Origin of the sequence: Pseudomonas sp. IPO3774 (assembly GCF_013386835.1) — a bacterium.
In the GTDB taxonomy this organism is placed as follows: domain Bacteria; phylum Pseudomonadota; class Gammaproteobacteria; order Pseudomonadales; family Pseudomonadaceae; genus Aquipseudomonas.
In genome coordinates this window covers 503,517-527,180 of sequence record NZ_JACAQY010000013.1, presented here as the reverse complement: position 1 = coordinate 527,180, position 23,664 = coordinate 503,517, and the positions used below count along the sequence as shown (strand labels likewise).

The 23,664-nt window shown below is 61.0% G+C and carries 21 protein-coding genes; 11 read left to right on the top strand and 10 right to left on the bottom strand.

What is annotated here, in order from left to right:
- Window positions 1–170 precede the first annotated feature (170 nt).
- The 9 genes from HYE77_RS08430 to HYE77_RS08390 all read left to right on the top strand — a co-directional run bounded on the left by HYE77_RS08430 (window position 171) and on the right by HYE77_RS08390 (window position 10,340).
- Window positions 171–1,478 carry a CitMHS family transporter gene (locus HYE77_RS08430; RefSeq protein WP_003214766.1) on the top strand — a complete coding sequence of 436 codons (1,308 nt, stop codon included), beginning with the start codon at window positions 171–173 and terminating at the stop codon, window positions 1,476–1,478.
- 65 nt (window positions 1,479–1,543) lie between these two features.
- Window positions 1,544–2,311 (top strand): TerC family protein, encoded by a 768-nt coding sequence (locus tag HYE77_RS08425; protein WP_177068657.1) that lies wholly within the window; start codon window positions 1,544–1,546, stop codon window positions 2,309–2,311.
- Window positions 2,312–2,525: 214 nt separating this feature from the next.
- Complete coding sequence (locus tag HYE77_RS08420) at window positions 2,526–4,184, top strand: Na/Pi cotransporter family protein (protein ID WP_087694542.1); 1,659 nt, start codon at window positions 2,526–2,528, stop codon at window positions 4,182–4,184.
- Between the two features lie 58 nt (window positions 4,185–4,242).
- Entirely contained in the window at window positions 4,243–5,625 is a 1,383-nt protein-coding gene (locus HYE77_RS08415) for a pitrilysin family protein (protein WP_177068656.1), read from the top strand.
- 71 nt (window positions 5,626–5,696) lie between these two features.
- Window positions 5,697–6,740 (top strand): DUF5924 family protein, encoded by a 1,044-nt coding sequence (locus tag HYE77_RS08410; RefSeq protein WP_003214774.1) that lies wholly within the window; start codon window positions 5,697–5,699, stop codon window positions 6,738–6,740.
- A 55-nt stretch (window positions 6,741–6,795) separates the two neighbouring features.
- On the top strand, window positions 6,796–7,944 hold the full coding sequence (locus HYE77_RS08405) for an ABC transporter permease (protein WP_032899919.1): 1,149 nt from the start codon (window positions 6,796–6,798) through the stop codon (window positions 7,942–7,944).
- Window positions 7,941–8,744: an ATP-binding cassette domain-containing protein gene (locus HYE77_RS08400; protein ID WP_177068655.1), complete on the top strand. Its 804-nt coding sequence runs from the start codon at window positions 7,941–7,943 to the stop codon at window positions 8,742–8,744. The genes HYE77_RS08405 and HYE77_RS08400 overlap by 4 nt, the downstream gene beginning before the upstream one ends.
- A 1-nt stretch (window position 8,745) precedes the next feature.
- Window positions 8,746–9,684: an MlaD family protein gene (locus tag HYE77_RS08395; protein WP_008439646.1), complete on the top strand. Its 939-nt coding sequence runs from the start codon at window positions 8,746–8,748 to the stop codon at window positions 9,682–9,684.
- The gene (locus tag HYE77_RS08390) at window positions 9,681–10,340 is read left to right on the top strand and encodes an ABC-type transport auxiliary lipoprotein family protein (RefSeq protein WP_177022442.1); all 660 of its coding nucleotides are present in this window, start codon (window positions 9,681–9,683) and stop codon (window positions 10,338–10,340) included. The genes HYE77_RS08395 and HYE77_RS08390 overlap by 4 nt, the downstream gene beginning before the upstream one ends.
- 86 nt (window positions 10,341–10,426) lie before the next feature.
- Here the strand turns inward: HYE77_RS08390 and HYE77_RS08385 are convergent, their stop codons facing one another.
- The 5 genes from HYE77_RS08385 to HYE77_RS08365 form a co-directional block, all read right to left on the bottom strand.
- A complete protein-coding gene (locus HYE77_RS08385; protein ID WP_003214785.1) occupies window positions 10,427–11,656 on the bottom strand; it encodes a nucleoside recognition domain-containing protein in 1,230 nt (409 codons plus the stop codon).
- Window positions 11,657–11,755: 99 nt separating this feature from the next.
- Window positions 11,756–13,087 carry a glutamate/aspartate:proton symporter GltP gene (gene gltP / locus HYE77_RS08380; protein WP_003214787.1) on the bottom strand — a complete coding sequence of 444 codons (1,332 nt, stop codon included), beginning with the start codon at window positions 13,085–13,087 and terminating at the stop codon, window positions 11,756–11,758.
- A 729-nt stretch (window positions 13,088–13,816) separates the two neighbouring features.
- Window positions 13,817–14,284, bottom strand: coding sequence for an inhibitor of vertebrate lysozyme family protein (locus tag HYE77_RS08375; protein ID WP_177022440.1), 468 nt, complete (start codon window positions 14,282–14,284; stop codon window positions 13,817–13,819).
- A gap of 2 nt (window positions 14,285–14,286) precedes the next feature.
- Window positions 14,287–14,451, bottom strand: a complete 165-nt coding sequence (locus tag HYE77_RS08370; RefSeq protein WP_003170804.1) for a DUF1328 domain-containing protein — start codon at window positions 14,449–14,451, stop codon at window positions 14,287–14,289.
- 77 nt (window positions 14,452–14,528) lie between these two features.
- Window positions 14,529–14,813 carry a hypothetical protein gene (locus HYE77_RS08365; protein ID WP_087694545.1) on the bottom strand — a complete coding sequence of 95 codons (285 nt, stop codon included), beginning with the start codon at window positions 14,811–14,813 and terminating at the stop codon, window positions 14,529–14,531.
- A 392-nt stretch (window positions 14,814–15,205) separates the two neighbouring features.
- Between HYE77_RS08365 and algB the strand changes: the two genes are divergently transcribed.
- Both algB and HYE77_RS08355 read left to right on the top strand, forming a co-directional pair.
- Window positions 15,206–16,552, top strand: coding sequence for a sigma-54-dependent response regulator transcription factor AlgB (algB, locus tag HYE77_RS08360; RefSeq protein ID WP_003214793.1), 1,347 nt, complete (start codon window positions 15,206–15,208; stop codon window positions 16,550–16,552).
- Window positions 16,553–16,562: 10 nt separating this feature from the next.
- A complete protein-coding gene (locus HYE77_RS08355; protein ID WP_008439641.1) occupies window positions 16,563–18,350 on the top strand; it encodes a KinB sensor domain-containing domain in 1,788 nt (595 codons plus the stop codon).
- Window positions 18,351–18,367: 17 nt separating this feature from the next.
- Here HYE77_RS08355 and HYE77_RS08350 read toward each other — a convergent pair whose 3' ends face one another.
- From HYE77_RS08350 to HYE77_RS08330, 5 genes are all read right to left on the bottom strand, one after another.
- Window positions 18,368–19,144: an N-acetylmuramoyl-L-alanine amidase gene (locus tag HYE77_RS08350; protein WP_003214798.1), complete on the bottom strand. Its 777-nt coding sequence runs from the start codon at window positions 19,142–19,144 to the stop codon at window positions 18,368–18,370.
- Between the two features lie 102 nt (window positions 19,145–19,246).
- Complete coding sequence (locus tag HYE77_RS08345) at window positions 19,247–21,352, bottom strand: GGDEF domain-containing protein (protein ID WP_177068654.1); 2,106 nt, start codon at window positions 21,350–21,352, stop codon at window positions 19,247–19,249.
- Window positions 21,349–22,227 (bottom strand): endonuclease/exonuclease/phosphatase family protein, encoded by an 879-nt coding sequence (locus HYE77_RS08340; RefSeq protein WP_003214803.1) that lies wholly within the window; start codon window positions 22,225–22,227, stop codon window positions 21,349–21,351. The genes HYE77_RS08345 and HYE77_RS08340 overlap by 4 nt, the downstream gene beginning before the upstream one ends.
- A gap of 10 nt (window positions 22,228–22,237) precedes the next feature.
- Window positions 22,238–22,876, bottom strand: coding sequence for a thiol:disulfide interchange protein DsbA/DsbL (locus HYE77_RS08335; RefSeq protein WP_063033700.1), 639 nt, complete (start codon window positions 22,874–22,876; stop codon window positions 22,238–22,240).
- Between the two features lie 169 nt (window positions 22,877–23,045).
- Window positions 23,046–23,651, bottom strand: a complete 606-nt coding sequence (locus HYE77_RS08330; RefSeq protein WP_003214807.1) for a cytochrome c4 — start codon at window positions 23,649–23,651, stop codon at window positions 23,046–23,048.
- Window positions 23,652–23,664: the final 13 nt, after the last annotated feature.

Below are 23,664 nucleotides of genomic sequence, written 5' to 3'. Positions count from 1 at the left end.
CCCACCACTACCGGCAACAGACCGGTTGTTAACAACAACAATGGTGATTCCCGATGTCCGCCCGTACCCGCCTGTTTGCCCCGACTCCACCCGTACGCCTCGTGCCTTTCGTTCTGCGCTGACCCAACCGGTTCGCCATTCCCTAGCCGCGCTACGCCTGGAGTATTCCTATGCTGACTTTCCTTGGCTTTGCCATGGTCATCACGTTCATGTTCCTGATCATGACCAAGCGCCTGTCTGCGCTGATCGCCCTGATCATCGTACCGATCCTGTTCGCGCTGTTCGGCGGCTTTGCCCCGCAGATCGGCCCGATGATGCTCGCGGGCATCACCAAGCTTGCGCCGACCGGCGTAATGCTGATGTTTGCCATCCTCTATTTCGCCTTGATGATCGACTCCGGCCTGTTCGACCCGGCCGTGCGCAAGATCCTCAAGCTGGTCAAGGGCGACCCGCTGAAGGTCTCGGTCGGCACCGCCGTGCTGGCCCTGGTGGTATCACTGGACGGAGACGGCGCCACCACCTACATGATCTGCGTGGCCGCCATGCTGCCGCTGTACCAGCGCATCGGCATGAGCCCGCGGATCATGGCCGGCCTGATCATCCTCGCCGGTGGGGTGATGAACATGACCCCATGGGGTGGCCCGACCGCCCGCGCCGCCAGTGCATTGCACGTGGACCCATCGGATATTTTCGTCCCGATGATTCCAGCCATGGCCGCCGGCGTCGTCGCCATCCTGGTGATTGCCTATATGTACGGCAAGCGCGAACGGGCACGCCTGGGCGAGCTGCACCTGCAAGGCGATGAAATCGACCACAGCGAAATCAGCGTCTCGCAATACCCGGACGCCCGCCGTCCGAAACTGATCTGGTTCAACGGCGCACTGACCTTCGCCCTGATGTGCACCTTGATCGCCGGCCTGTTGCCACTGCCGGTACTGTTCATGGTGGCCTTCAGTATCGCGATGATCGTCAACTACCCATGCCTGCAGATGCAGAAAGACCGGATCGCCGCCCATGCCGGCAGCGTCCTGGCAGTCACCGGCCTGATCTTCGCCGCCGGTATCTTCACCGGCATCCTGTCCGGTACCGGCATGGTCGATGCCATGTCCAAGAGCCTGCTTGCCGTCATCCCTGACGCGCTGGGGCCTTATCTGGCCGTGATCACCGCGCTGGTGAGCATGCCGTTTACCTTCTTCATGTCCAACGATGCCTTCTACTACGGCGTTCTGCCGGTACTGGCCGAAGCCGCCAGCCACTACGGCATCACTGCCGTGGAAATGGCCCGCGCCTCAATCGTTGGCCAGCCTGTGCACTTGTTGAGCCCACTGGTTCCATCGACCTACTTGCTGGTAGCCCTGGCGGGTATCGAATTTGGCGATCACCAGCGCTTCACCCTCAAGTGGGCGGTGCTGGTGTGCCTGTGCATAATGGTCGCCGCTTTGCTGATGGGGATTTTTCCGCTGTTCAGCACTCTATAATCGTACAACTCACTGCGCCGGCTCTTAAGGCTGGCGCGGTCTAACACTCGCTCAAAGGAATACACATGGAATGGCTGACCAATCCGGAAATCTGGATTGCCTTCTTCACCCTGACGGCCCTCGAGATCGTCCTGGGCATCGATAACATCATCATGATTTCGATCCTGGTCAGCCGCATGCCCAAGCACATGCAGGCGCGTACCCGGATCTTCGGCCTGGCGCTGGCGATGGTCACGCGGATCCTGTTGCTGCTGTCGATCACTTGGGTCATGCGCCTCACCGACGATCTGTTCGTGGTGTTCGGCCAAGGCATTTCCGGCCGCGACCTGATCCTGTTCTTCGGTGGCCTGTTCCTGCTGTGGAAAAGCTCCCAGGAGATGTACCACGCCCTGGAAGGTGAAGACGAAACCCACGACGAGCCGAAGGGCGCCGGTGGCAAGTTCATCTACACCATCATCCAGATCGCGATCATCGACATCGTGTTCTCCCTGGACTCGGTGATTACCGCCGTTGGTATGGTTTCCCACGTACCGGTGATGGTGGCCGCGATCATCGTCGCCGTACTCGTGATGATGCTGGCCGCTGGCACCATCAGCGATTTCATCGACAGACACCCGTCGCTGAAGATGCTGGCGCTGTCGTTCCTGCTGGTGGTAGGTACCGTGCTGATCGCCGAAGCCTTCGACGTTCACGTGCCAAAAGGCTACGTTTACTTCGCCATGGCGTTCTCCCTGGCGGTTGAAGCGGTGAACATCAAGATGCGTACCGCCATCGCGAAAAAGAAGAAACAGCAGGACCCTGTGAAACTGCGCAAGGACATTCCGGGTCAATAACCTGGACCCGCTGCTGAAAAAGGGGCTTTAGAGCCCCTTTTTTTCATCTGCAAAAAGCTGATTTCATGACAGTTTTGTTTCAATCCCGACTTTAGCTATGCGATGCTGGCGCCGAGCCCATTCGCCAACTACAGCTTAAGTACAAGACGTAGAACGGCACGCGGCACTATTCACTTGCTCCGATTGGAGCACGACTCAACACAGGGGGCCCAGCATGCTGACCCTGCTCAATCTGCTTTCCGCGGTAACCCTGCTGATCTGGGGCACGCACATCGTCCGTACCGGCATCCTGCGGGTCTACGGCTCCAACTTGCGCCAGGTCATCGGGCAGAACATGTCCAAGCGCTGGCTGGCGTTTATCGCCGGCATCCTGGTGACGGCCATGGTGCAAAGCAGCAACGCCACGGCGATGCTGGTGACTTCGTTTGTCGGCCAGGGCCTGATGGGCCTGATGCCCGCCCTGGCGACCATGCTCGGTGCCGATGTCGGTACCGCGCTGATGGCCCGGGTGCTGACCTTTGACCTGTCGTGGCTGTCGCCGCTGTTGATTTTCCTCGGGGTGATTTTCTTCCTGTCGCGCAAACAGACACGCGCCGGGCAGATGGGCCGTGTCGGGATCGGCCTCGGGCTGATCATCCTTGCGCTGCAACTGATCGTCGAAGCCGCGGGCCCGATCACCCACGCGCAGGGCGTCAAGGTCCTGTTCGCCTCGCTGACCGGCGACATCTTGCTCGATGCCCTGGTCGGCGCACTGTTCGCGATGATTTCCTACTCCAGCCTGGCCGCCGTCCTGCTGACCGCGACCCTCGCCGGTGCCGGCGTGATCGGCCTGCACGTGGCCATCGGCCTGGTGATCGGCGCCAACATCGGCAGCGGCGTGCTGGCCTTCCTCAGCACCAGCATGCAGAACGCCGCCGGGCGCCAGGTGGCCCTGGGCAGCCTGCTGTACAAGCTGATCGGCTTGCTGCTGATCATCCCGGTACTCGACCCGCTGGTCGGCTGGATGGATAACCTGGACTACAGCGCCCAAGGCATGGTGATCACCTTCCACCTGCTCTATAACGTTACTCGCTGCCTGATCCTGCTGCCCACCATCGGCCCGATGTCCCGCTTGTGCGCCTGGTTGCTCCCGGAACGCGAAGAGGTCAACGGCCTGGCCAAGCCGCGCCACCTGGACCTGGCAGCACTCGCCACCCCAAGCCTGGCACTGGCCAACGCCGCCCGCGAAACCCTGCGCCTGGGCGACCTGATCGACAACATGCTGACCTCGATGCTGGAAGTGCTGCGCGGCAAGCAAACCGCCATCACCCAGGAAATGCGCAGCCTGAGCGACGATGTCGAGGCGCTCTACAGCGCGATCAAGCTCTACCTCGCGCAAATGCCCCGGGAAGACCTCAGCGAGCAGGACAGCCGACGCTGGGCCGAGATCATCGAACTGTCGATCAACCTGAAACTGGCCGGCGACCTGATCGAACGCATGCTGCGCAAGGTCCAGCAGCAAAAGACCTCCCAGCGCCGCTCATTCTCCGAAGTCGGCCTGGAGGAACTCGCGGGCCTGCAAACCCAACTGATCGCCAACCTGCGCCTGGGGCTCTCGGTGTTCCTCAGTGCCGACCCGGAAAGCGCCCGGCAACTGCTGCGGGAAAAGCGCCGCTTCCGCGCCCAGGAGCGTCGCCTGGCCCACGCCCACGTCAGCCGCTTGCAACGTAAAATCGTACAGAGCCTGGAGACCAGTTCCCTGCACCTGGAGCTGATTGCCGACATGAAGCGTCTCAACTCGCTGTTCTGCAGCAGCGCTTATGTGGTGCTGGAAACCACCGACACCGGCGCCCTCTCGGCGGACGATATTGCCGACATCACCCATTCGCCCTGAACGTACGACGGCGAGTGAAGTCAGTTAACAACGGACCTCACTCGCCAGGAAGCCTGTTATGCGTCGCCTGCTATTCGCCTGCCTGCTCATGGGTTCGGCACACACCTTTGCCTTTGACCGCCTGCAAGTCGAGGGCTACACCCTGCCCAACGGCCTGCAATTGCTGCTCAAGCCGGGCACCGAACGCGGCCATGTGGCAATCCGCCTGGTGGTGGGTGTGGGCCTGGATGACTTCAGTTGCGAAGACAAGGAACTGCCGCACCTGCTGGAGCATTTACTGTTCAGCGGAATCGACGGTGGCGGCGAAGGTGAACTGGAAGAACGCATGCAAGCCCTCGGCGGCGACTGGAACGCCTACACCAGCAATGCCGACACCACTTTCGTCATCGAGGCTCCGGCGCAGAACCAGCGCAAGGTGCTCGACCTGCTGCTGGCCATCATCACCCGCACCCAACTGACCGACGCCAACATCAATGCCGCCAAACAGGTGGTGGAGCGCGAAGACGGCGGCCATTACTCACACCTGCAACGGCTGCTGGACCGCCAGGACCTCGGCCACAAGGCCAGCAGTCAGCTTGCCGTCGAACTGGGGCTCAAATGCGCCGAGCGGGCCGAAGTCGAGCACCTGACCCGCGACCAGTTGGAAAAGCTGCGCAAGGCCTGGTACGCCCCCAACAACATGACCCTAATCATCGTCGGCGACCTCGACAAGCTGCTGCCGGCCTATCTCGAACGCACCTACGGCGCACTGGATCCGGTTGACCCCAGCGAACATCGCCCGTTGCCGGAGATTCAACACGCCGCCGCCGTCCGCCGCGACCTGATCCACGGCTGGGTCGGTGACAACGCCAAGCTGCACTGGTTATTCCCCGAGCCGGTACTGGACGACCAGTACGATGAAACCTTCGACCTGCTCAAGGACTACCTGGATTGGGCGCTGTATCGTCAATTGCGCTTGCAGCACGGCTTGTCCTATGGCCCATGGAGCGAGCGCGAAGTGCTGGGCGGCGTCGGCTTCATGAGCCTCAACGCCGACCTTGAACGCGACAACCTGCCCGAAGCCGAGCACGTGCTGGAAACCCTCAGGGCCCAACTGCTCAAGGACGGCCTCAACCCGGCCACCTTCGCCCGCCTGCAACAAGCCGCCATTGCCCGCCAGGCGTGGGCCGTTCAAGGCAACAGCGCGTTGGCCGACTATTACTGGAGTGCCTCGGGCGACTACGCCAAAGGGCATTTCAGCGACCCGGCCAAGCGCATCAAGGCCGTCAGCCTGGAGCAAGCCAACCAGGCCATGCGCGAGTTGTTCAAGCAGAACGGCTACTGGCGCATCGAGAAACCGTTGTTCAGCTACGATAGCCTCAACTGGATCGCCGCAGGCGCACTGGGGCTGATTGCGATTGTGTTACTAGGCGTGTGGCGTTATCGCAAAGGGATTGCGTAATCGGGCCCCGAGAAAACGGCTAAAACGTTATTCTGTCTGGGATTTTTCCTACAAAGACTGTGAACTGCCGAATGCCTATCCTGACTCACACCATCCAGCGCATCCTCGAGCTGATGAAGCGCTACCCAGGGGTGATTGCACTCGGCGGTTTCATCTCGGGTGTGGGCAGCTTCATCCTGGTGGATCGCCAGCAAGGCATGGCCAGCTGGATCGCGATCATCATGCTGGTGAGCTGGTTATGGCTGATGCTCGAAAACAGCCTCACCCAGCTGTTCAGCAAAGTCTTCAAACGGGAAATCCCCGAACCGCTGCTGCGCTACGCCACGCAGATGATCCATCAGGAAAGCCTGTTTTTTGTCCTGCCGTTCTTTTTTGTCACCACCACCTGGAACAGCGGCCAGTCGATCTTTACCGGCCTGCTGGGCGCGGCGGCACTGGTATCGATCACCGACCCGCTGTACTACAAGTGGCTGGCACCCAAGCGCTCGCTGTTTCTCGCACTGCACACCCTGACCCTGTTCGCAGCCCTGCTGACCGCGCTGCCGATCATCCTGCACCTGACCACCGCCGAGAGTTACAAACTGGCCCTCGGCGTGGCGATGGCGCTCTCTATCCCGAGCCTGGCCGTGAGCCTGCCGCTGCGTAGCATCAAGGGCTGGGCGATGCTGTTGGGGGTTACCGCAGCGATTGGATGCGCCGGCTGGTTCCTGCGCACTTGGGTGCCGCCCGCTACGCTGTGGATGACCGAAGTGGCCATCAGCACCCAATTGCAGGACCGCACGCCCGGCGATGACCTGAAAGAAGTCAGCGCCGCCCAACTGCGCAGCAGCGGGCTGTATGCCTACACCGCGATCAACGCGCCGCGCGGTCTGGATGAGCGGATCTACCATGTGTGGAAATTCAACGGCAAGGAAGTCGACCGCATCGCCCTGGACATCCATGGTGGGCGCAAGGAAGGCTATCGGGCCTGGACCCACAAGCAGAACTTCCCCCCCGACTCGGTAGGACGCTGGCAGGTACGGGTGCTGACCGAAGATGGCCAAGTGATCGGCGTGTTGCGCTTCAAGGTGACTGACCCCGGTCAGGGCGCTACAACGCCAGACGCGCCAAAGTAGGCAGGATCGTGCTATTACGTAGGAATTCTGGAATAGCCAAACAAGCTCGGAGCTTATGACCAGTAGCACAACGGCCGGTGCAGCCCATCTGGACACGTCCACCCAGCCTCCATTGCTGAGGATTACAGGGGATTGGACGCTTGCCCACTATGCCAACCTGAAGAAGCTGTCGGAAAAGCTCGACGGCCAGTACGACGCTGGCGCACGTATCGACCTTAACGGCCTCGGCGCCCTGGACACGGCCGGCGCCTCGCTGCTGGTGGAATTGCTCGGCCCCGAGCGCATCGAACAGTCCGCCGAACAGACCGACTGCAGCCTCTCGACCGCCGACCGCGCGTTACTGAAAACCGTCTACCGCTCTCTGAACGACTTCTGTGTGCCGGTCAAGGAACCCGAAGAAGCCGCCGGCATCATGTTGCTGGCGCGCATCGGCGGCGCGGTCTACACCGTCTGGCAAGACGGCATGAAACTGCTGGGCTTTATCGGCCTGATCCTCGAAACCTTCGCCCGTGGCGTATTCCGGCCCAAGCGCTGGCGCGTGACTCCAATGGTTGCGCATATCGAACAAACCGGCCTCGATGCGGCCCCCATCGTGGCCTTGCTGACCTTCCTGGTGGGCGCAGTGGTGGCGTTTCTCGGTGCCACGGTGCTGGCCAGTTTTGGCGCGAGCATCTTCACCGTGGACCTGGTGGCGTTCTCCTTCCTGCGGGAGTTCGGCGTGTTGCTCACCGCGATCCTGATGGCGGGCCGCACTGCCAGTGCCTTCACCGCACAAATCGGCTCGATGAAGGCCAACGAAGAGATCGATGCGATCCGCACCCTGGGCCTCGACCCGATGGAGTTGCTGGTGCTGCCCCGCGTACTGGCATTGCTGGTGGCGCTGCCGATGCTGACGTTCCTGGCAATGCTCTCGGGCATTATCGGCGGCGGTGTGGTGTGTGCCGTGGCCTTGGATATTTCGCCGGCAATGTTCCTGTCGCTGCTGCAATCGGACATTGGCGTGCAGCACTTCCTAGTCGGCATGGTCAAGGCGCCGATCTTCGCGTTCCTGATCGCGGCCATCGGCTGCCTCGAAGGTTTCAAGGTCAGCGGCAGCGCCGAGTCCGTCGGCGCCCACACCACCTCCAGTGTGGTGCAATCGATTTTCGTGGTGATCGTGCTGGATGCGGTCGCCGCACTGTTCTTCATGGAGATGGGCTGGTGAGTCGTTTACGCCGTACGCCCACTGAGGCGGTGATCGAAGTCCGCGGGCTGTGCAACCGCTTTGGTTCGCAAAGCGTGCACGAGAACCTCGACCTGGACTTGTACAAGGGTGAAATCCTCGCCGTCGTCGGTGGCTCCGGCAGCGGCAAGTCGGTGCTGCTGCGCAGCATCATTGGGTTGCGCCAGCCCAGCGAAGGCCAGGTGCGGGTGTTCGGGCAGAACTTGCCGAGCCTGTCGGAACACGAGCGGTCACTGGTGGAGCGGCGCTTCGGCGTGCTGTTCCAGAAGGGCGCGCTGTTTTCCTCGCTGACGGTCACCGAGAACGTTGCGTTGCCACTGATAGAGCATGCCGGCCTCAGCCGTCCCGATGCCGAGCACCTGGCGGCAGTGAAACTGGCGTTGGCCGGGCTCCCGCTGTCGGCCGCCGACAAATACCCCTCGTCACTCTCCGGCGGCATGATCAAGCGCGCGGCCCTGGCCCGTGCCCTGGCGCTGGACCCGGACATCCTGTTTCTCGACGAACCCACCGCCGGCCTCGACCCGATCGGCGCCGCCGCCTTCGATCAACTGATCCTGACCCTGCGCGATGCGCTGGGCCTGAGCGTGTTCCTGGTCACCCACGACCTCGACACGCTGTACACCATCACCGACCGCGTAGCGGTGCTGGCGCAGAAAAAGGTACTGGTGGCGGATGCCATCGATGTCGTCTCGGAAACCGACGACGCCTGGATTCACGAATACTTCCATGGCCCACGGGGCCGCGCGGCATTGGATGCCGCTCAACTGCTCAACGAGGTATGACATGGAAACCCGAGCCCATCATGTGATGATCGGTCTGTTCAGCGTGATCGTCGTGGTCGGCGCCATGCTGTTTGGCCTGTGGCTGGCCAAGTCCAGCGTCGACAGCGCATTCCAGGATTACGAAGTGGTGTTCAACGAGGCGGTCAGTGGGCTGTCCCAAGGCAGTGCCGTGCAGTACAGCGGGATCAAGGTGGGCGACGTCACCAGCCTGCGCCTCGACCCGAAAGACCCGCGCCGGGTGCTGGCGCGCATCCGCCTGGCCGGGCAGACGCCGATCAAGGAAGACACCCAGGCCAAGCTGGCCCTGACCGGCATCACCGGCACCTCGATCATCCAGCTCAGCGGCGGTACGCCCCAAAGCCCTGAGCTCAAGGGCAAGGACGGCAACCTGCCGGAAATCATTGCGTCGCCATCGCCGATCGCGCGACTGCTGAACAACAGCAACGACCTGATGACCAGCATCAACTTGCTGCTGCACAACGCCAATCACATGTTCTCCCGGGAGAACGTCGACCGCCTCAGCAATACCCTGGACAACCTGCAACAGACCACCGGCGCGATTGCCGATCAGCGCGGCGACATCAAGGTGGTGATGCAGCAATTGATGCAGGTGAGCAAACAGGCCAGCGCCACCCTGGAGCAAACCACCGCGTTGATGCGCAACGCCAACGGTTTGCTCAACGACCAGGGCAAGCAGGTGTTTGGCAGTGCTGAAAAGGCCATGCAGTCCCTTCAACAGAGCACGGCCACGATCGACACCTTGCTGACCAACAACAAGGATTCCCTGAACAGCGGCATGCAGGGTCTCAACGAACTGGCGCCAGCGGTGCGCGAGCTGCGCGAAACCCTGGGTTCGTTGCGCGCCATTTCCCGCCGCCTGGAAGCCAACCCCAGCGGTTACCTGCTGGGCAGCGACAAGAACAAGGAGTTCACGCCATGAAGCGTGCGTACCAAATGATCGCCCCCGTTGCGCTGGTATTGGTCAGTGCGTGTTCCATCCTGCCGAAGGCGGATCCCTCGGACGTGTACCGGTTGCCATCGGCGCAGGCCGCCACGCAGGCCAGCCCGGTGGCCTGGTCGCTGCGGGTGGCGAAGCCGCAGACCAGCGAATTCCTCGACAGCCCGCGGATTGCCGTGGTGCCTAACGGTGACTTGATCAGCAGCTATGCGAATTCCCGCTGGAGCGATCCAGCCCCCGTGCTGTTGCGTAACCGGTTGCTGGACGGGTTCCAGCGGGATGGGCGGGTGACGTTGCTCAGTACCGATGAGACCAATCTGCAGGCGGACTTTGAGTTGGGCGGGCAGTTGCAGGCGTTTCAGAGTGAGTATCGCGGCAGCGCAGTTGAAGTGGTGATACGGCTGGACGCACGGTTGGTGCGCGGCAGTGATCAACGGATTATTGCCAGCAAGCGGTTCGAGGTGAGGCAGCCGGTGGGGGATACCAAGGTGCCGGCGGTGGTAGCCGGGTTTGGTCAGGCTGGCGATGTACTGAACAGGCAGGTGGTGGATTGGGCCGTCGGCCTGGGAAGCCGCGCTTTTGTGGCGAGGGAGCTTGCTCCCGTTGGGCTGCGCAGCAGCCCCAAAACCAGTCAATGAGCTTTGACTGACACACCTGCGATAACTGACTGGGGCCGCTTCGCGGCCCAACGGGAGCAAGCTCCCTCGCCACAGGGATTCAGGTCTTAGCCGAAGAACCAGTAGCACACCGCAATCGCCGCCACCACACCAGCAAACTCCGCCAACAACGCACACCCCACCGCATGCCGTGCCCGCTGGATTCCCACCGAGCCAAAGTACACCGCCAACACATAGAACGTGGTCTCGGTGCTGCCCTGAATCGTCGCCGCCACCAGCGCCGGGAAGCTGTCCACGCCCTGGGTCTGCATGGTCTCAATCAACATCGCCCGCGCCGCACTGCCGGAGAACGGCTTGACCATCGCGGTCGGCAGCGCATCGACAAAGCGCGTGTCCATGCCGGTCCAGGCCACCACGTGGCGAATGCCTTCCAGGCCGAAATCCAGCGCGCCGGACGCCCGCAACACGCCCACTGCACACAGCATCGCCACCAGGTACGGCAGCAGGTTCTTGGCAACGTCGAAGCCCTCTTTGGCGCCTTCGACAAACGCCTCGTAGACCTTCACCTTGCGCAGCGCGCCGATCACCAGGAACAACATGATCAGCCCGAACAGCGTGAGGTTGCCGAGGATCGACGACAGGCCCGCCAGCGCAGTGGCTGAGAGCGTCGCCAGCAAGGCCATGAAGCCACCCAGTACCAGCGCACCCGGAATCAGATACGCCAGCACCACCGGGTCCCACAGCCGCAGGCGTTGCATCACCGCCACCGACAACAGGCCCACCAGGGTCGAGGCGCTGGTGGCCAGCAGGATCGGCAGGAACACCAGCGTCGGGTCCGCCGCACCTTGCTGGGCGCGGTACATGAAGATGGTGACCGGCAGCAGGGTCAGGGAAGACGCGTTGAGTACCAGGAACAGGATCTGCGCGTTGCTGGCGGTATTGGGGATAGGGTTGAGCTCTTGCAGCGCCTTCATGGCCTTGAGGCCGATGGGCGTAGCGGCGTTATCGAGGCCCAGGCCGTTGGCGGCGAAGTTGAGCGTGATCAAGCCGATGGCCGGATGACCGGCAGGCACTTCCGGCATCAGGCGCCGGAACAGTGGCCCCAGGGCCTTGGCCAGCCAGTCGACGATCCCGGCTTTCTCGGCGATACGCAGGAAGCCCAGCCACAAGGTCAGGGTGCCGAACAGCAACACCATCACCTCGACCGACAGCTTGGCCATGGCGAAAATGCTTTCCACCATGGCCGCAAAGATCCCGGCATTCCCGCCGATCAGCCATTGCGCCAGCGCAGACACCATCGCCACGATGAAGAAGCCAAGCCACAGGCCATTGAGCATCAGTTGAATCCCCCGAAAGATGGGGCGAATGATAGCGGGGCTGGCAGAAACGACAAACCCCGGATTTTCCGGGGTTTGTGTAGGAGCCAGTCCTGGCGGTCAGCCGCGAGTGGTCTCGCCGGCCGGCAGTGCTTGCTTGGTGCGCCAGTGCGGCAGGGAGTTCCAGTAGCGCTCGCCCTTGGCATCGTCGTACATGCCTTCCCAACGGGAGATGACCAGTACGGCCAGGGCGTTGCCGATCACGTTCAGTGCGGTACGGGCCATGTCCATGATGCGGTCGACACCGGCGATGAACGCCAGGCCTTCCAGCGGAATGCCCACGCTGCCCAGGGTCGCCAGCAGTACCACGAACGACACACCCGGTACGCCGGCGATACCTTTGGAGGTGACCATCAGGGTCAGCACCAGCATCAGTTGCTGGCCAATCGACAGGTCGATGCCATACAGCTGGGCGATGAAGATCGCCGCGATGCTCTGGTACAGGGTCGAACCGTCGAGATTGAACGAGTAGCCGGTCGGTACCACGAAGCTGCAGATCGCCTTCGGCGCGCCGTAGGCTTCCATCTTCTCGATCACACGCGGCAGCACGGTTTCAGAGCTGGCAGTGGAGTAGGCCAGCACCAGCTCATCCTTGAAGATGCGCATCAGCTTGATCACCGAGAAGCCGAACAGGCGGGCGATCAGGCCCAGCACCACAAAAGCAAAGAACAGGATGGCGACGTAAACCAGGATCACCAGCTTGGCCAGCGGCAGCAGCGAGGCGAAGCCGAAGTTGGCGACGGTCACCGCGATCAGGGCAAATACACCGATCGGGGCGTATTTCATGATCATGTGGGTGACTTTGAACATGCTCTCGGACACGCCCTGGAACATGGTCACCAGGGGCTCGCGCAATTCAGGCTTGAGGCTCGACAAGCCGAGGCCGAACAACACCGAGAAGAAGATGATCGGCAGCATGTCGCCACGGGCCACGGCGGCGAAGATATTCGACGGGATCAGGTTGAGGATCGTCTCGATGAACGCGTGCTCGTGCTGGACCTCGGCGGCGGTGGCCGTGTATTTGGAAATGTCGACGGTACCCAGGGTACTCATGTCGATGCCGGTACCCGGATGGAACAGGTTGGCCAGCAACAGGCCGACCACAATGGCAATGGTGGTGACCACTTCGAAGTAAAGGATGGTTTTAACGCCGATCCGGCCGAGCTTTTTCGCATCGCCAACACCGGCGATTCCGACAATCAGCGACGAAATCACGATCGGGATAACGATCATCTTGATCAGGCGGATAAAGATATCGCCAGCGGGCTGCAACACGTTGCTGATCCACCAGGCCTTTTCAGCACTGAAATGGTTAAGCACCGCACCGATTGCAATCCCCAGCACCAGACCGATGAGGATCTGCCAGGCGAGGCTTAGCTTTGCCTTCTTCATGTCATTACCCTTACTTCAAGTGGACTCAGGCAGATGCGCCAGCAGCTGGAACGCTCGAGAGCGAAAAAGTGTGTGCATCTGCCCCCGTAGAAGGTCACCGCAGTTGGCCGATATGGCTCACTGGCAGGCGAAAAAAGGCGCAACTATTCCGATGCAAGGAGGCGACGTCTAATGCCGTAAACGCCTACCCTATGCCGAATCGGCATGAGTTTTTTTGAGTTTTTCTGTCTGAACGGTCAGTTCGAATACGACATTTCGGCAGGCATAAATGCCGCGAACCGGCCATTTCAGGCTCGCGCAGGGTTTTTTGAAAATCTACGGTCGCAGTTGAAAACCCCTGAAAATTCCTACGCATACCATCGAAAAACTCGTCTGGCAGGAGACAAACTTTCTCGATAGATGGTCACGCGGAAACACCAAGAAATGGTTGGGCGGACGCAAAAAGGAGAATTGCCGCTATGGGCGGCATGACAGAAGCGGGCATAGGAGCCGCAAGCCCGTCGCAAGTTCCACAAACCATCGGCTTGGGAACTTGCGTCGCAGCTTTTCACCTGACCCGGCCCTTGCGCAGGCACTCCCTGTCCCCGTAGGTCACGCCGATCCAAACGATCAGAGCAACCCGGCCCCTTGGTCATGCACCACCCTTGTCGGGCGATGCAAACAGAAAGAAGCACGGCGCTTCTTTCTATGGACGTTAAGCCGGTAGACGACAGCGTCGTCAGACCGAACCTAGTACCAATTCGGATCTTTCTTGAGCTGTTCCATCAGCAGCTTTTGCATGCCTTCGTCCGGCTTGCCAAGAAAACGGTAGTCGGCATGCCGCGTTGGCGATTTGTCCGCGGGCAGGCCCGCCGGGACTTCTACCAACATCGCGTAGGCATCTTCCTTGTCGAAGCTGAAGGCGACGATCAGGCGCTTGTTCAGGCATGTGTCTGCGGTCTCGCAGAGCGGCCCAACCAAGTACTTGTCGCCATCCTCTTCAACGGCATTCATTTGTTCAGCACTGCCCGACAGGTTCAACACCCATTCAGGCAGACGCTCTTCCTTCTTGACCACGCTCTGCCAGGTCTCGCGATACTGCGGGTTCGCGCTCAACAGTTCGTTGGCTCGGGACTGGCCATCATTGGCAGCCAGCACCAAGCCGCTGCCGCCCAACAACAGGGCGGCAGCCAGGGCTTTAAGGGACGAGTTGAACATGCTTAGCCTCGGCCACGACGGCCAAAGAAGAAGGAAGCGATGAACATCACCAGGAAGACCACAAACAGAATCTTGGCGATACCCGTGGCGGTGCCCGCGATACCACCGAAGCCCAGGACTGCAGCCACAATGGCGATGATCAGAAATGTGATTGCCCAACTCAACATGGTGATTCTCCTTACGCTTCTTTTAGGGGTAACAGCGGTAGTGCCTGCGGTCGCTCGATTCGAGGACCGTGTATTGCCTAGAACACCCAGCGTTCCTGCGATGGCAGGTCGCCGAGGGTGGAGTCCTGTTCAACCGCCGCCAATTGCGGGGTTGTCACATCGGCGGCAGTGCTGCCGACGGAGCGGAAATGGGTCTGGGTCATCATCGGACGTTCAAACTGCACGACTTGCTGCTGACTCTGCTGCCAATGCGCCAATTGCTGACCGCCAATCAAGGTCACCATAAGGGCCAGGCTGGCAAACAGCCCCTGTTGCAGGCGCAGTGGCGATACACGCAGTTGGGTCAGGCTTTGGCGAGTCATGCTGTATCTCTCCCGCATTCTGATTATTCGTAGATGAAACTCGTATGAGGTGTATTGCAGCCTGCGTGCCAGTTTTTTAACAAAATAAAACCCAATAAAATCAACAAGTTAAAAACAAAAGCGCTTTGACACCACGAGCATCCTGCACGATGCCCCTATCCTTGCCGTGCGAAATGCACGATGGTCACTGGTCGGATCAAGGGATAGGAAGGCAACGTTCGACTGCCGAAGTGGCAAGAGGGGGACAAAAACGCCTCTTGTGGGCGTCTTTGTAAGAAGAAGCGCAGATAGCTGCGCGGTGACGGCTTTAATCAATCAGAATAAACCATGCAACTTGCCCGATTATTCCGGGACTAAACAACATCATTCATTCTTAAGGGAGCGCGGGACAGATGGAATCAGCCAAGGAACTTCAAGGCCGCATTCTTTTAGTGGATGACGAATCCGCGATCCTTCGCACCTTCCGTTACTGCCTGGAAGATGAAGGCTACACCGTAGCCACCGCCAACAGCGCCGCCCAGGCCGATGCCTTGTTGCAACGCCAGGTGTTTGACCTGTGCTTCCTGGACCTGCGCCTGGGCGAAGACAACGGCCTGGATGTACTGGCGCAAATGCGTATCCAGGCGCCGTGGATGCGCGTGGTGATCGTCACGGCCCACTCGGCCGTCGACACCGCCGTGGATGCGATCCAGGCCGGCGCGGCCGACTACCTGGTAAAGCCTTGCAGCCCCGATCAATTGCGCCTGGCCACGGCCAAACAGCTGGAAGTGCGCCAGCTGTCGGCACGCCTGGAAGCCCTGGAAGGCGCAGTGCGCCAACCCAAGGACGGCCTCGACTCCCATAGCCCGGCGATGATGGTGGTGCTGGAAACCGCACGCCAGGTGGCGGGCACTGATGCCAACATCCTGATTCTCGGCGAATCCGGCACCGGTAAAGGTGAACTGGCCCGGGCGATCCACGGTTGGAGCAAACGCGCGAAAAAATCCTGCGTCACCATCAACTGCCCATCGCTGACGGCGGAACTGATGGAAAGCGAGTTGTTCGGTCATAGCCGTGGTGCGTTTACCGGCGCCAGCGAAAGCACCCTCGGCCGCGTCAACCAGGCCGATGGCGGCACCTTGTTTCTCGACGAGATCGGCGACTTTCCGCTTACTTTACAACCCAAGTTGCTGCGCTTTATCCAGGACAAGGAATACGAGCGCGTCGGCGACCCGGTGACGCGCCGTGCCGATGTGCGAATCCTCGCCGCTACCAACCTGAACCTGGAAGACATGGTTCGCGACGGCCGTTTCCGCGAAGACCTGCTGTATCGCCTGAATGTCATCACCTTGCACCTGCCGCCCCTGCGCGAACGCAGCGAAGACATCCTGACCCTGGCCGACCGCTTCCTGGCGCGTTTCGTGAAGGAATATGCGCGGCCGGCGCGCGGCTTCAGCGATGAAGCCCGTGAGGCACTGCTCAACTACCGCTGGCCGGGGAACATCCGCGAGCTGCGCAACGTGGTTGAGCGGGCCAGCATCATCTGCCCGCAGGAAAAAGTTGAGATCAGCCACCTCGGCATGGCCGAGCAGCCGACTAACAATGCCCCGCGTATCGGTGCGGCGTTGAGCCTGGATGAACTGGAAAAGGCGCATATCGGCGCCGTGCTGGCCACCAGCGACACCCTGGACCAGGCGGCCCGAACCCTTGGCATTGATGCGTCGACGCTGTACCGCAAACGCAAACAATACAACCTGTGAGCTGTAGCCTATGAAGCTTGCGATGACCCTGCGCACTCGGTTGTTCCTGAGTATTTCCGCGCTGATCACCGTCGCCCTGTTGGGGTTGCTGCTGGGGCTGGTGAGCGTCATGCAAATGGCCAAGACCCAGGAATCGTTGATTCGCAGCAACTTCATCACATTGGACCTGGGGCTCAAGCTTCGGCAGACCCTCGGCGACCAGTTGATGATCATGCTCAATGAACAGCCGAATACCGCTGCGCTGGAAGACTCCAAGCAACGCTATTTCGCCCTGTTGCAGCAAGGTATCGACCACGAACAAAAGGACGCGGTAACCAGCGGTTTTACCCAGGCCAAGACCAATTACCTGAGCTTTCTCGAGGCGTTCGATGAAAAGGAGAATGCTCCGCCGCAACTGCGCAACAACGACGAGCTCACCAAACGCTTCAACATCCTGCGCAACGGCCTGATCGCCGAGCACAAGAAAGCCCTGGATAACATCAACGATACCGAACACAAGTCCCGTGAACGTGCGCTGCTGATTGCCGGCCTGCTGGGCCTGGTCGGCCTGGCGGTGCTGATCATCGGTTTCGTTACCGCCCATGGTATCGCCCGACGCTTTGGCGGGCCGATCGAAGCGCTGGCCAAGGCCGCCGACAAGATCGGCCAGGGCAACTTCGAAGTCACGCTGCCCATTTCATCCGCAGCGGAAATGAACCTGCTGACCCGACGCTTCGGCATCATGGCCGAGGCGTTGCGCCAGCATCAGGCAACCAATGTCGACGAGCTACTCGCCGGGCAGCAACGCCTGCAAGCGGTGCTCGACAGCATCGACGACGGCCTGCTGATGATCGACCGCCAGGGTCGCCTGGAACACCTTAACCCGGTGGCACAACGTCAACTCGGCTGGGACGAGAATCGCCTGGGCCAAGGCCTTGGCGACGCCCTGGGCCGCCCGGAACTGGATGAACAACTGCAGCTGGTACTGCGCGGCGGCAATCTGGAGCGCGCACCTGAAGACCTGGAAGTAGAGGTTGAGGGTGAGCTGCGCCTGCTGACGTACAGCCTGACGCCGGTCAGCCATACCCAGGGGCACATTCTGGGCGCGGTGATGGTGCTGCATGACGTTACCGAGCAGCGTGCCTTTGAACGAGTGCGCAGTGAGTTTGTATTGCGCGCGTCCCATGAATTACGCACGCCGGTGACAGGCATGCACATGGCCTTCGGCTTGTTCCGGGAACGGGCGAAGTTTCCTGCGGAGTCGCGCGAAGCGGACCTGCTGGATACGGTCAACGAGGAAATGCAGCGCCTGATGCAGTTGATCAACGACTTGCTCAACTTCTCGCGCTACCAGAATGGCTTGCAGAAACTCACCCTGGGCCCGTGTGACATCAGCGACCTGCTCGAACATGCCCGCGCCCGCTTCGCGGAGCAGGCGAATGCGCAGAACATCGAGCTGCTGGTTGAGGAACAATCCCCGCTACCGAGGTTGCATGCCGATCGAGCGCAGCTGGAAAGAGTGCTCGACAATTTGCTGGGCAATGCCCTGCGGCACACAGCCGACGGTGGGCAGATCCGCTTGCAGGCGCGTCGTCATGGCGAACGGGTGATTGTCAGCGTTGAAGACAACGGTGAAGGCATTGCCTACGGCCAGCAGGGACGAATCTTCGAACCGTTTGTGCAGGTAGGCCGCAAGAAAGGCGGCGCCGGGCTGGGCCTGGCGCTGTGCAAGGAGATCGTGCAATTGCACGGTGGCCGCATGGGGGTGTATTCGCGGCCGGGGCAGGGGACGCAGTTCTACATGGCGTTGCCCCTGTAGGACCAACGCGCCAACCGTTATTGGTGATTCAACGCCCGCAGGATCGCAGCACTTTCGGCATCCGGTGTCCCGTCAAACAGCGACGCCCGGAAATGCATCTGGAACGCGGCCACCACATGCCGCGTCGCCACATCCAGCTCGCCCGTCTGCGGCGTCGGATAGCCCAGCTTCGCCAACTCTTCCTGGAACCAGGTAATGCTCGGCAGATCGGCTGCGTACTGCACCTGGTAACGGGCCACCGCCTTGGCGTCCGGCCACATGCCCAGCCCTTCATCCGCCAGGCGCTTCCAGGGGAACAACGGCCCCGGGTCCAGCTTGCGCAGCGGGGCAATGTCGCTATGGCCGATGATGTTTCGCGGGTCGATGCCGTTGCGCTTGCTGATGTCCTTGAGCAGCACCACCAGTGACTGCACCTGCGCTTCGGAATAGGGATACCAGACGCGGCCCGTCGGCAAATCCCGATAACCCGGGTTCACGATCTCGATCCCGATGGAGCTGGAGTTGAGCCAGGTGCGGCCCATCCATTCACTTTCTCCGGCATGCCAGGCGCGCTGGCTTTCATCCACGAGCTTATAGATGGTGGCCGAGGCGTCATCACCGATCAGGTAATGACTGCTGACCTGGCCATGGGTCAACAGCGCCAGGGAGCGCTCAAGGGACGCCGAGGTGTAGTGCACGACGACAAACTGCACACGATTGTCGTGGTTCACCGACGGATGACTGGTGTCCAGGCGAGGGCCGCTCGCGCAACCGGCGAGCAGGAGAAACAGAAAGGCAGAACACAGAAGTTTCATGGCAGCAAATAGTACGCTTAAGACGATAATGCAACAGTGTAACGTACCGTTTGCTGCCAGGCGGCCAAATGCGATGTTTTAAACAAAATGGAACATTTCCGGTCAGGCCGCCTGCACCTGGTTACGCCCCGCCGCCTTGGCACGATATAACGCCTCGTCAGCGCGCTTGAGCGCCAGGTCACTGCGTTCTCCCGGCTGAAACTGCGCCATGCCCATGGACACCGTAATCGTCACCGGCTCGCCCTTGAAGTGAAACGGGCAGGCTTGGATGGCTGCACGCAGGGTTTCACCCACCGCCAACGCATCGGACAGCGACGAGTTGGGCATCAGCAGTACAAACTCTTCACCGCCAAAACGCGCGATGAAGTCGTTCGGCCGCAGGCGTTTGCGAAGCACCGTGGCGATGATTTTCAGCACCTTGTCGCCCGCCAGATGACCATAGCCGTCGTTGATGCGCTTGAAGTGATCGAGGTCCAGCATGGCCAGTGACAGGTTATTTCCACGCTGGTGCCAGGCGTTGACCTCCTGCTCCAGGCGCTCGCTCCAGGCCGCCCGGTTGGGTAGTCCGGTGAGCGGATCGATCAGGGCTTTCTGGCGCTGAACCTCAAGGTGTTCACGGTAGCCCTGAGCCTCTTGCTCCATATTGGCGACCCGTTCGGCCAGGCCCTTGAGCCGTGCAGCCACTTCCTGTTCGCGCTGGTCACGCTGGTGGCGGTGTTCATCCATGGTGCCCAGCAACCCTTCGAGATGGCTCTCCAGCACGTGCTTGAGGCTGTCGAGGTCTGCGGCGTCCTGCATGCTGGTTTGCAAACCATCCACTTGTTCGCGGATCTGGGTATCCAGTTCCCTGGCCGCCGAGCGGCTGTCGGCGTGGCCGTCACTGGCGACCTGCAGGTGCCCCTGGAACGCCTCGAGACGGTCGTTGAGTTGCTTGAGGTAGGCTTCAAACTCGTGCTGGCCGCTGTCGGTGATCGCCAGCATCAACACCGCCAGGTCATCGAGGATCGGCAGCAATTCGTACCAGTTCAATCCGTGGGCCAGGCGTTCACGCATGGCTTCGGCCTGGGGCCGATGGCGCTCGGGCAGCGAGAGGTCTTCCAGTAAGCCGAGCAGGGTATCTTCGATGTGCTTGGCCACCGAACTGTAAGACGGCTCGGGGGTGTCGGGCAGGGCGTAGGCTTGATCCGCTTGCAGCTCGTCTGGGTTCAGCTCTGCCTGCTCGGGCGATTCTTGCGGTTCATCGGCCAGGACCGGGGGCAGGGAAAGACTGCCGATCTCTGTCCGCTCCGGCTCACGGGCCTGCACCTCTGGCACCTCGACCATGGCGGCAAGAGCGCTCTCAAGCTCAACCTCCGCTTCGATCGGTTGCTCGGGTTCTGGCGTTTCGATAATCGTAGCGGGTGCCTCGACGACGGACGGTGTGACCGCGACGGCCGGAACAACAGGCACTGCTTCGCTGACAGCGTCGGTAGCCTCTACTGGCGATACCGGCTCAGGGGGCGACTCGATGGGGGCCGGGACCTTCGGCTGCGGTGCAAAAGCCCGCAGCGCCTGGGCCAGTTCTGCCGATTGCGCCGGCGCTTCAACTTCACCCACCGGGCTAGGCTTTGGCGCAGCAGGCGCCGGAGAAGCCGGGCGGGATGGCGTGGGCGCTTCAACCTCCGGCGTGTCGATTGCGTCCTTGGTGCCAAACAGACGCTGCAACAGCCCCGGGCTCGAACGGCTGGTTTCGCCCTCCGGCTCCAGGTTACTCAGCGCCTGCCCCTGCAGGCCGCTCAGCTCGCTCAGCAACAGCGGGATCTCCCGCGCCTGGCCAACCCGACCGTCCAGCTGCTTGGCGAAAGCCTTCAGCGGGCGACTCACGTCCCGTGGCAAGGGCAGTTTCTGCAACTGAGTGACCAGGGCCGTCAACGCGCTGCCGATCTGGTCAACCCGGGTTTCGCGGCGCTGCTCCGAATCCAGCACGGCCTTTTCCAGGCGCGGCAGCAATGCAGCGAGGGCGGCGTCCATGTCGTCGGTGCGCACCACATCGCGCATTTCCTTCATGCATTGGTCAACCGCTCGGTCGGTCCCTTCTGCCGCCAGGGTGCTGCGCACCAGCCCTCGGCGCAGCAGGTCGAGGCGGGCGGCCCAGCGACGCTCGAGCTTTTCTTGTTGCTCGACGCTTTTAAGGTATTTCTCTTTCCAACGCTGGGCGTCGTCGCTCATGCAAGGGGTCCGCGAGGGCCGGGGCTCAACGCGGGCAATGCATCAGCCGTGAGCGAACCCGGCAGACGAATCTCTACCGCGACGGGCAGGTGATCGGAGATGGGCTGCGCCAGTACCTGCACACTTTCGAGTGTCAGGGTCGGGCTGAGCAGGATGTGATCAAGACAACGTTGCGGTCGCCAGCTGGGAAAGGTGGCTTCGACTTGCGGCGCCAGCAACCCAAGGTCGCGCAACGGGGAATTCTGTAGCAGGTCGCTGGCGTGGGTGTTCATGTCCCCCATCAGCACCTGGTGTTTGTAGTTGCCAATCAACTCGCGGATGTAGGCCAACTGCAGGGTGCGGGTTCGTGCCCCCAACGCGAGGTGCATCATCACCACGACCAACGCTTCCGGCCCTTCGCCGAACCTCACGAGAATCGCCCCGCGGCCTTTTGGACCGGGTAACGGGTGATCCTCGATCGCCCACGGCTTCAGGCGGCTGAGCACACCATTGCTGTGCTGGCCGAGTTTGCCGAGGTTGCGATTGAGTTGCTGATACCAGTAGGGAAAGGCACCGAGCTGGGCAAGGTGCTCGACCTGGTTGATGTAGCCGGAGCGCAGGCTGCCACCATCGGCCTCCTGCAGGGCTACCAGGTCGAAGTCACCCAACAGGTCGCCGATCTTTTGCAGATTGCCGGCACGCCCATTGTGGGGCAGCAGGTGCTGCCAGCCACGGGTCAGGTAATGCCGGTATTTCTCGGTACTGATACCCACCTGGATATTGAAACTGAGCAGGCGCAACCGACTGTCAGCCGGCAGGCCCGTGGATTCCAGGTGATGTTCGTTGACCTTCGGGTCATGCAGGCCAACGACACGTTCAGTACCCCAGCGACGCATGACGGGCCCCTTACTTGGCTGCGCGCTCTTTGGCGATCAATTGGTCGGCCACGTTCAGCGCCTGCTCTTCGCCGCCGGCACTGCCGATGTCAAAGCGGTATTTGCCGTTGACGATCAGCGTCGGTACGCCTTGCACGCCGTATTTCTGGGCCAGTTCCTTGTATTGGGCCATCTTGCCCTTCACAGCGAACGAGTTGAATGTCTCCAGGAACTTGGTTTTGTCGACGCCTTGAGTGGCGACGAAATCGGCCATGTCTTCAGGCTTCACAAGGCGCTTGCCTTCTTTCTGGATGGCATTGAACACAGCCGCGTGAACCTTGTGTTCTACACCCATGGTGTCCAGGGTAATGAACAGCTGGCCGTGGGCGTCCCATGGGCCGCCGAACAGGGCAGGAATACGTTTGAAGTTCACGTCCTGAGGCAGCTTATCGACCCACGGATTGATGACTGGCTCAAAAGCGTAGCAATGCGGGCAGCCATACCAGAACAGCTCCACCACTTCGATCTTGCCCGGTACGGAAACCGGCACAGGATTGGCCAGCTCAACGTAGGTTTTACCGGCTTCAAGCGGCACATTATCGGCAGCTTGTGCGGTCATGCCGAAAAGGCTGGCAGTGACGAGAGCGGCGCTGAGGATCAGATTACGCATGCTTTACTCCTGGACAAATAAAGTCGCCTCACGCGACCTTTGTTGTGACAGGTCTACGCGGGCATGAGTTCGTTAGTGTAACGGCACCGGCCACAAAAAAGGGCAGCCTGGGCCACCCTTTTTATGCTTGCATCGACGGATTAATCGAGCGTTAACGTAGCCGGGGCACTTAGTGCAGGCCCTGGATGTATTGGGACACGGCTTCGATGTCCTTGTTGCTGAGTTTCGCGGCGATGCTCTGCATGATCTTGGTATCGCCGTCATTGGTGCGATTGCCTTCGCGGAAGTCTGTCAGCTGTTTGCCGATGTACTGGGCATGCTGGCCGCTCAAGTGCGGGAAGCCAGCGGCAGCAAGGCCTGCGCCGTTAGGCGAGTGGCAGCCGAGGCAGGAAGGCATGCCTTTTTCCAGGTTGCCGCCGCGGAACAATTCTTCACCGCGGGCCACCAGTTTCGGATCAGCAGCTCCCACACTGCCTTTCTGGCTGGCAAAATACGCCGCGATATCCGCCAGGTCCTGATCGCTGAGGTTGGTCAACAAGCCGGTCATTTCCAGGACCGTACGCTTGCCATCCTTGATGTCGTGCATCTGCTTGGTCAGGTAACGCTCACCCTGGCCGGCCAGTTTTGGAAAGTTAGGCGCCGGGCTATTACCGTCCGGTCCATGGCAAGCACCACATACGGCGGCTTTCGCCTGGCCAGCAGTGGCGTCGCCTGCGGCATGGGCAACACCGGTGATGCCCAGGGTCAACAGCAGACTCACGATCAGTTTGTTCATCAGCTAATCCAAC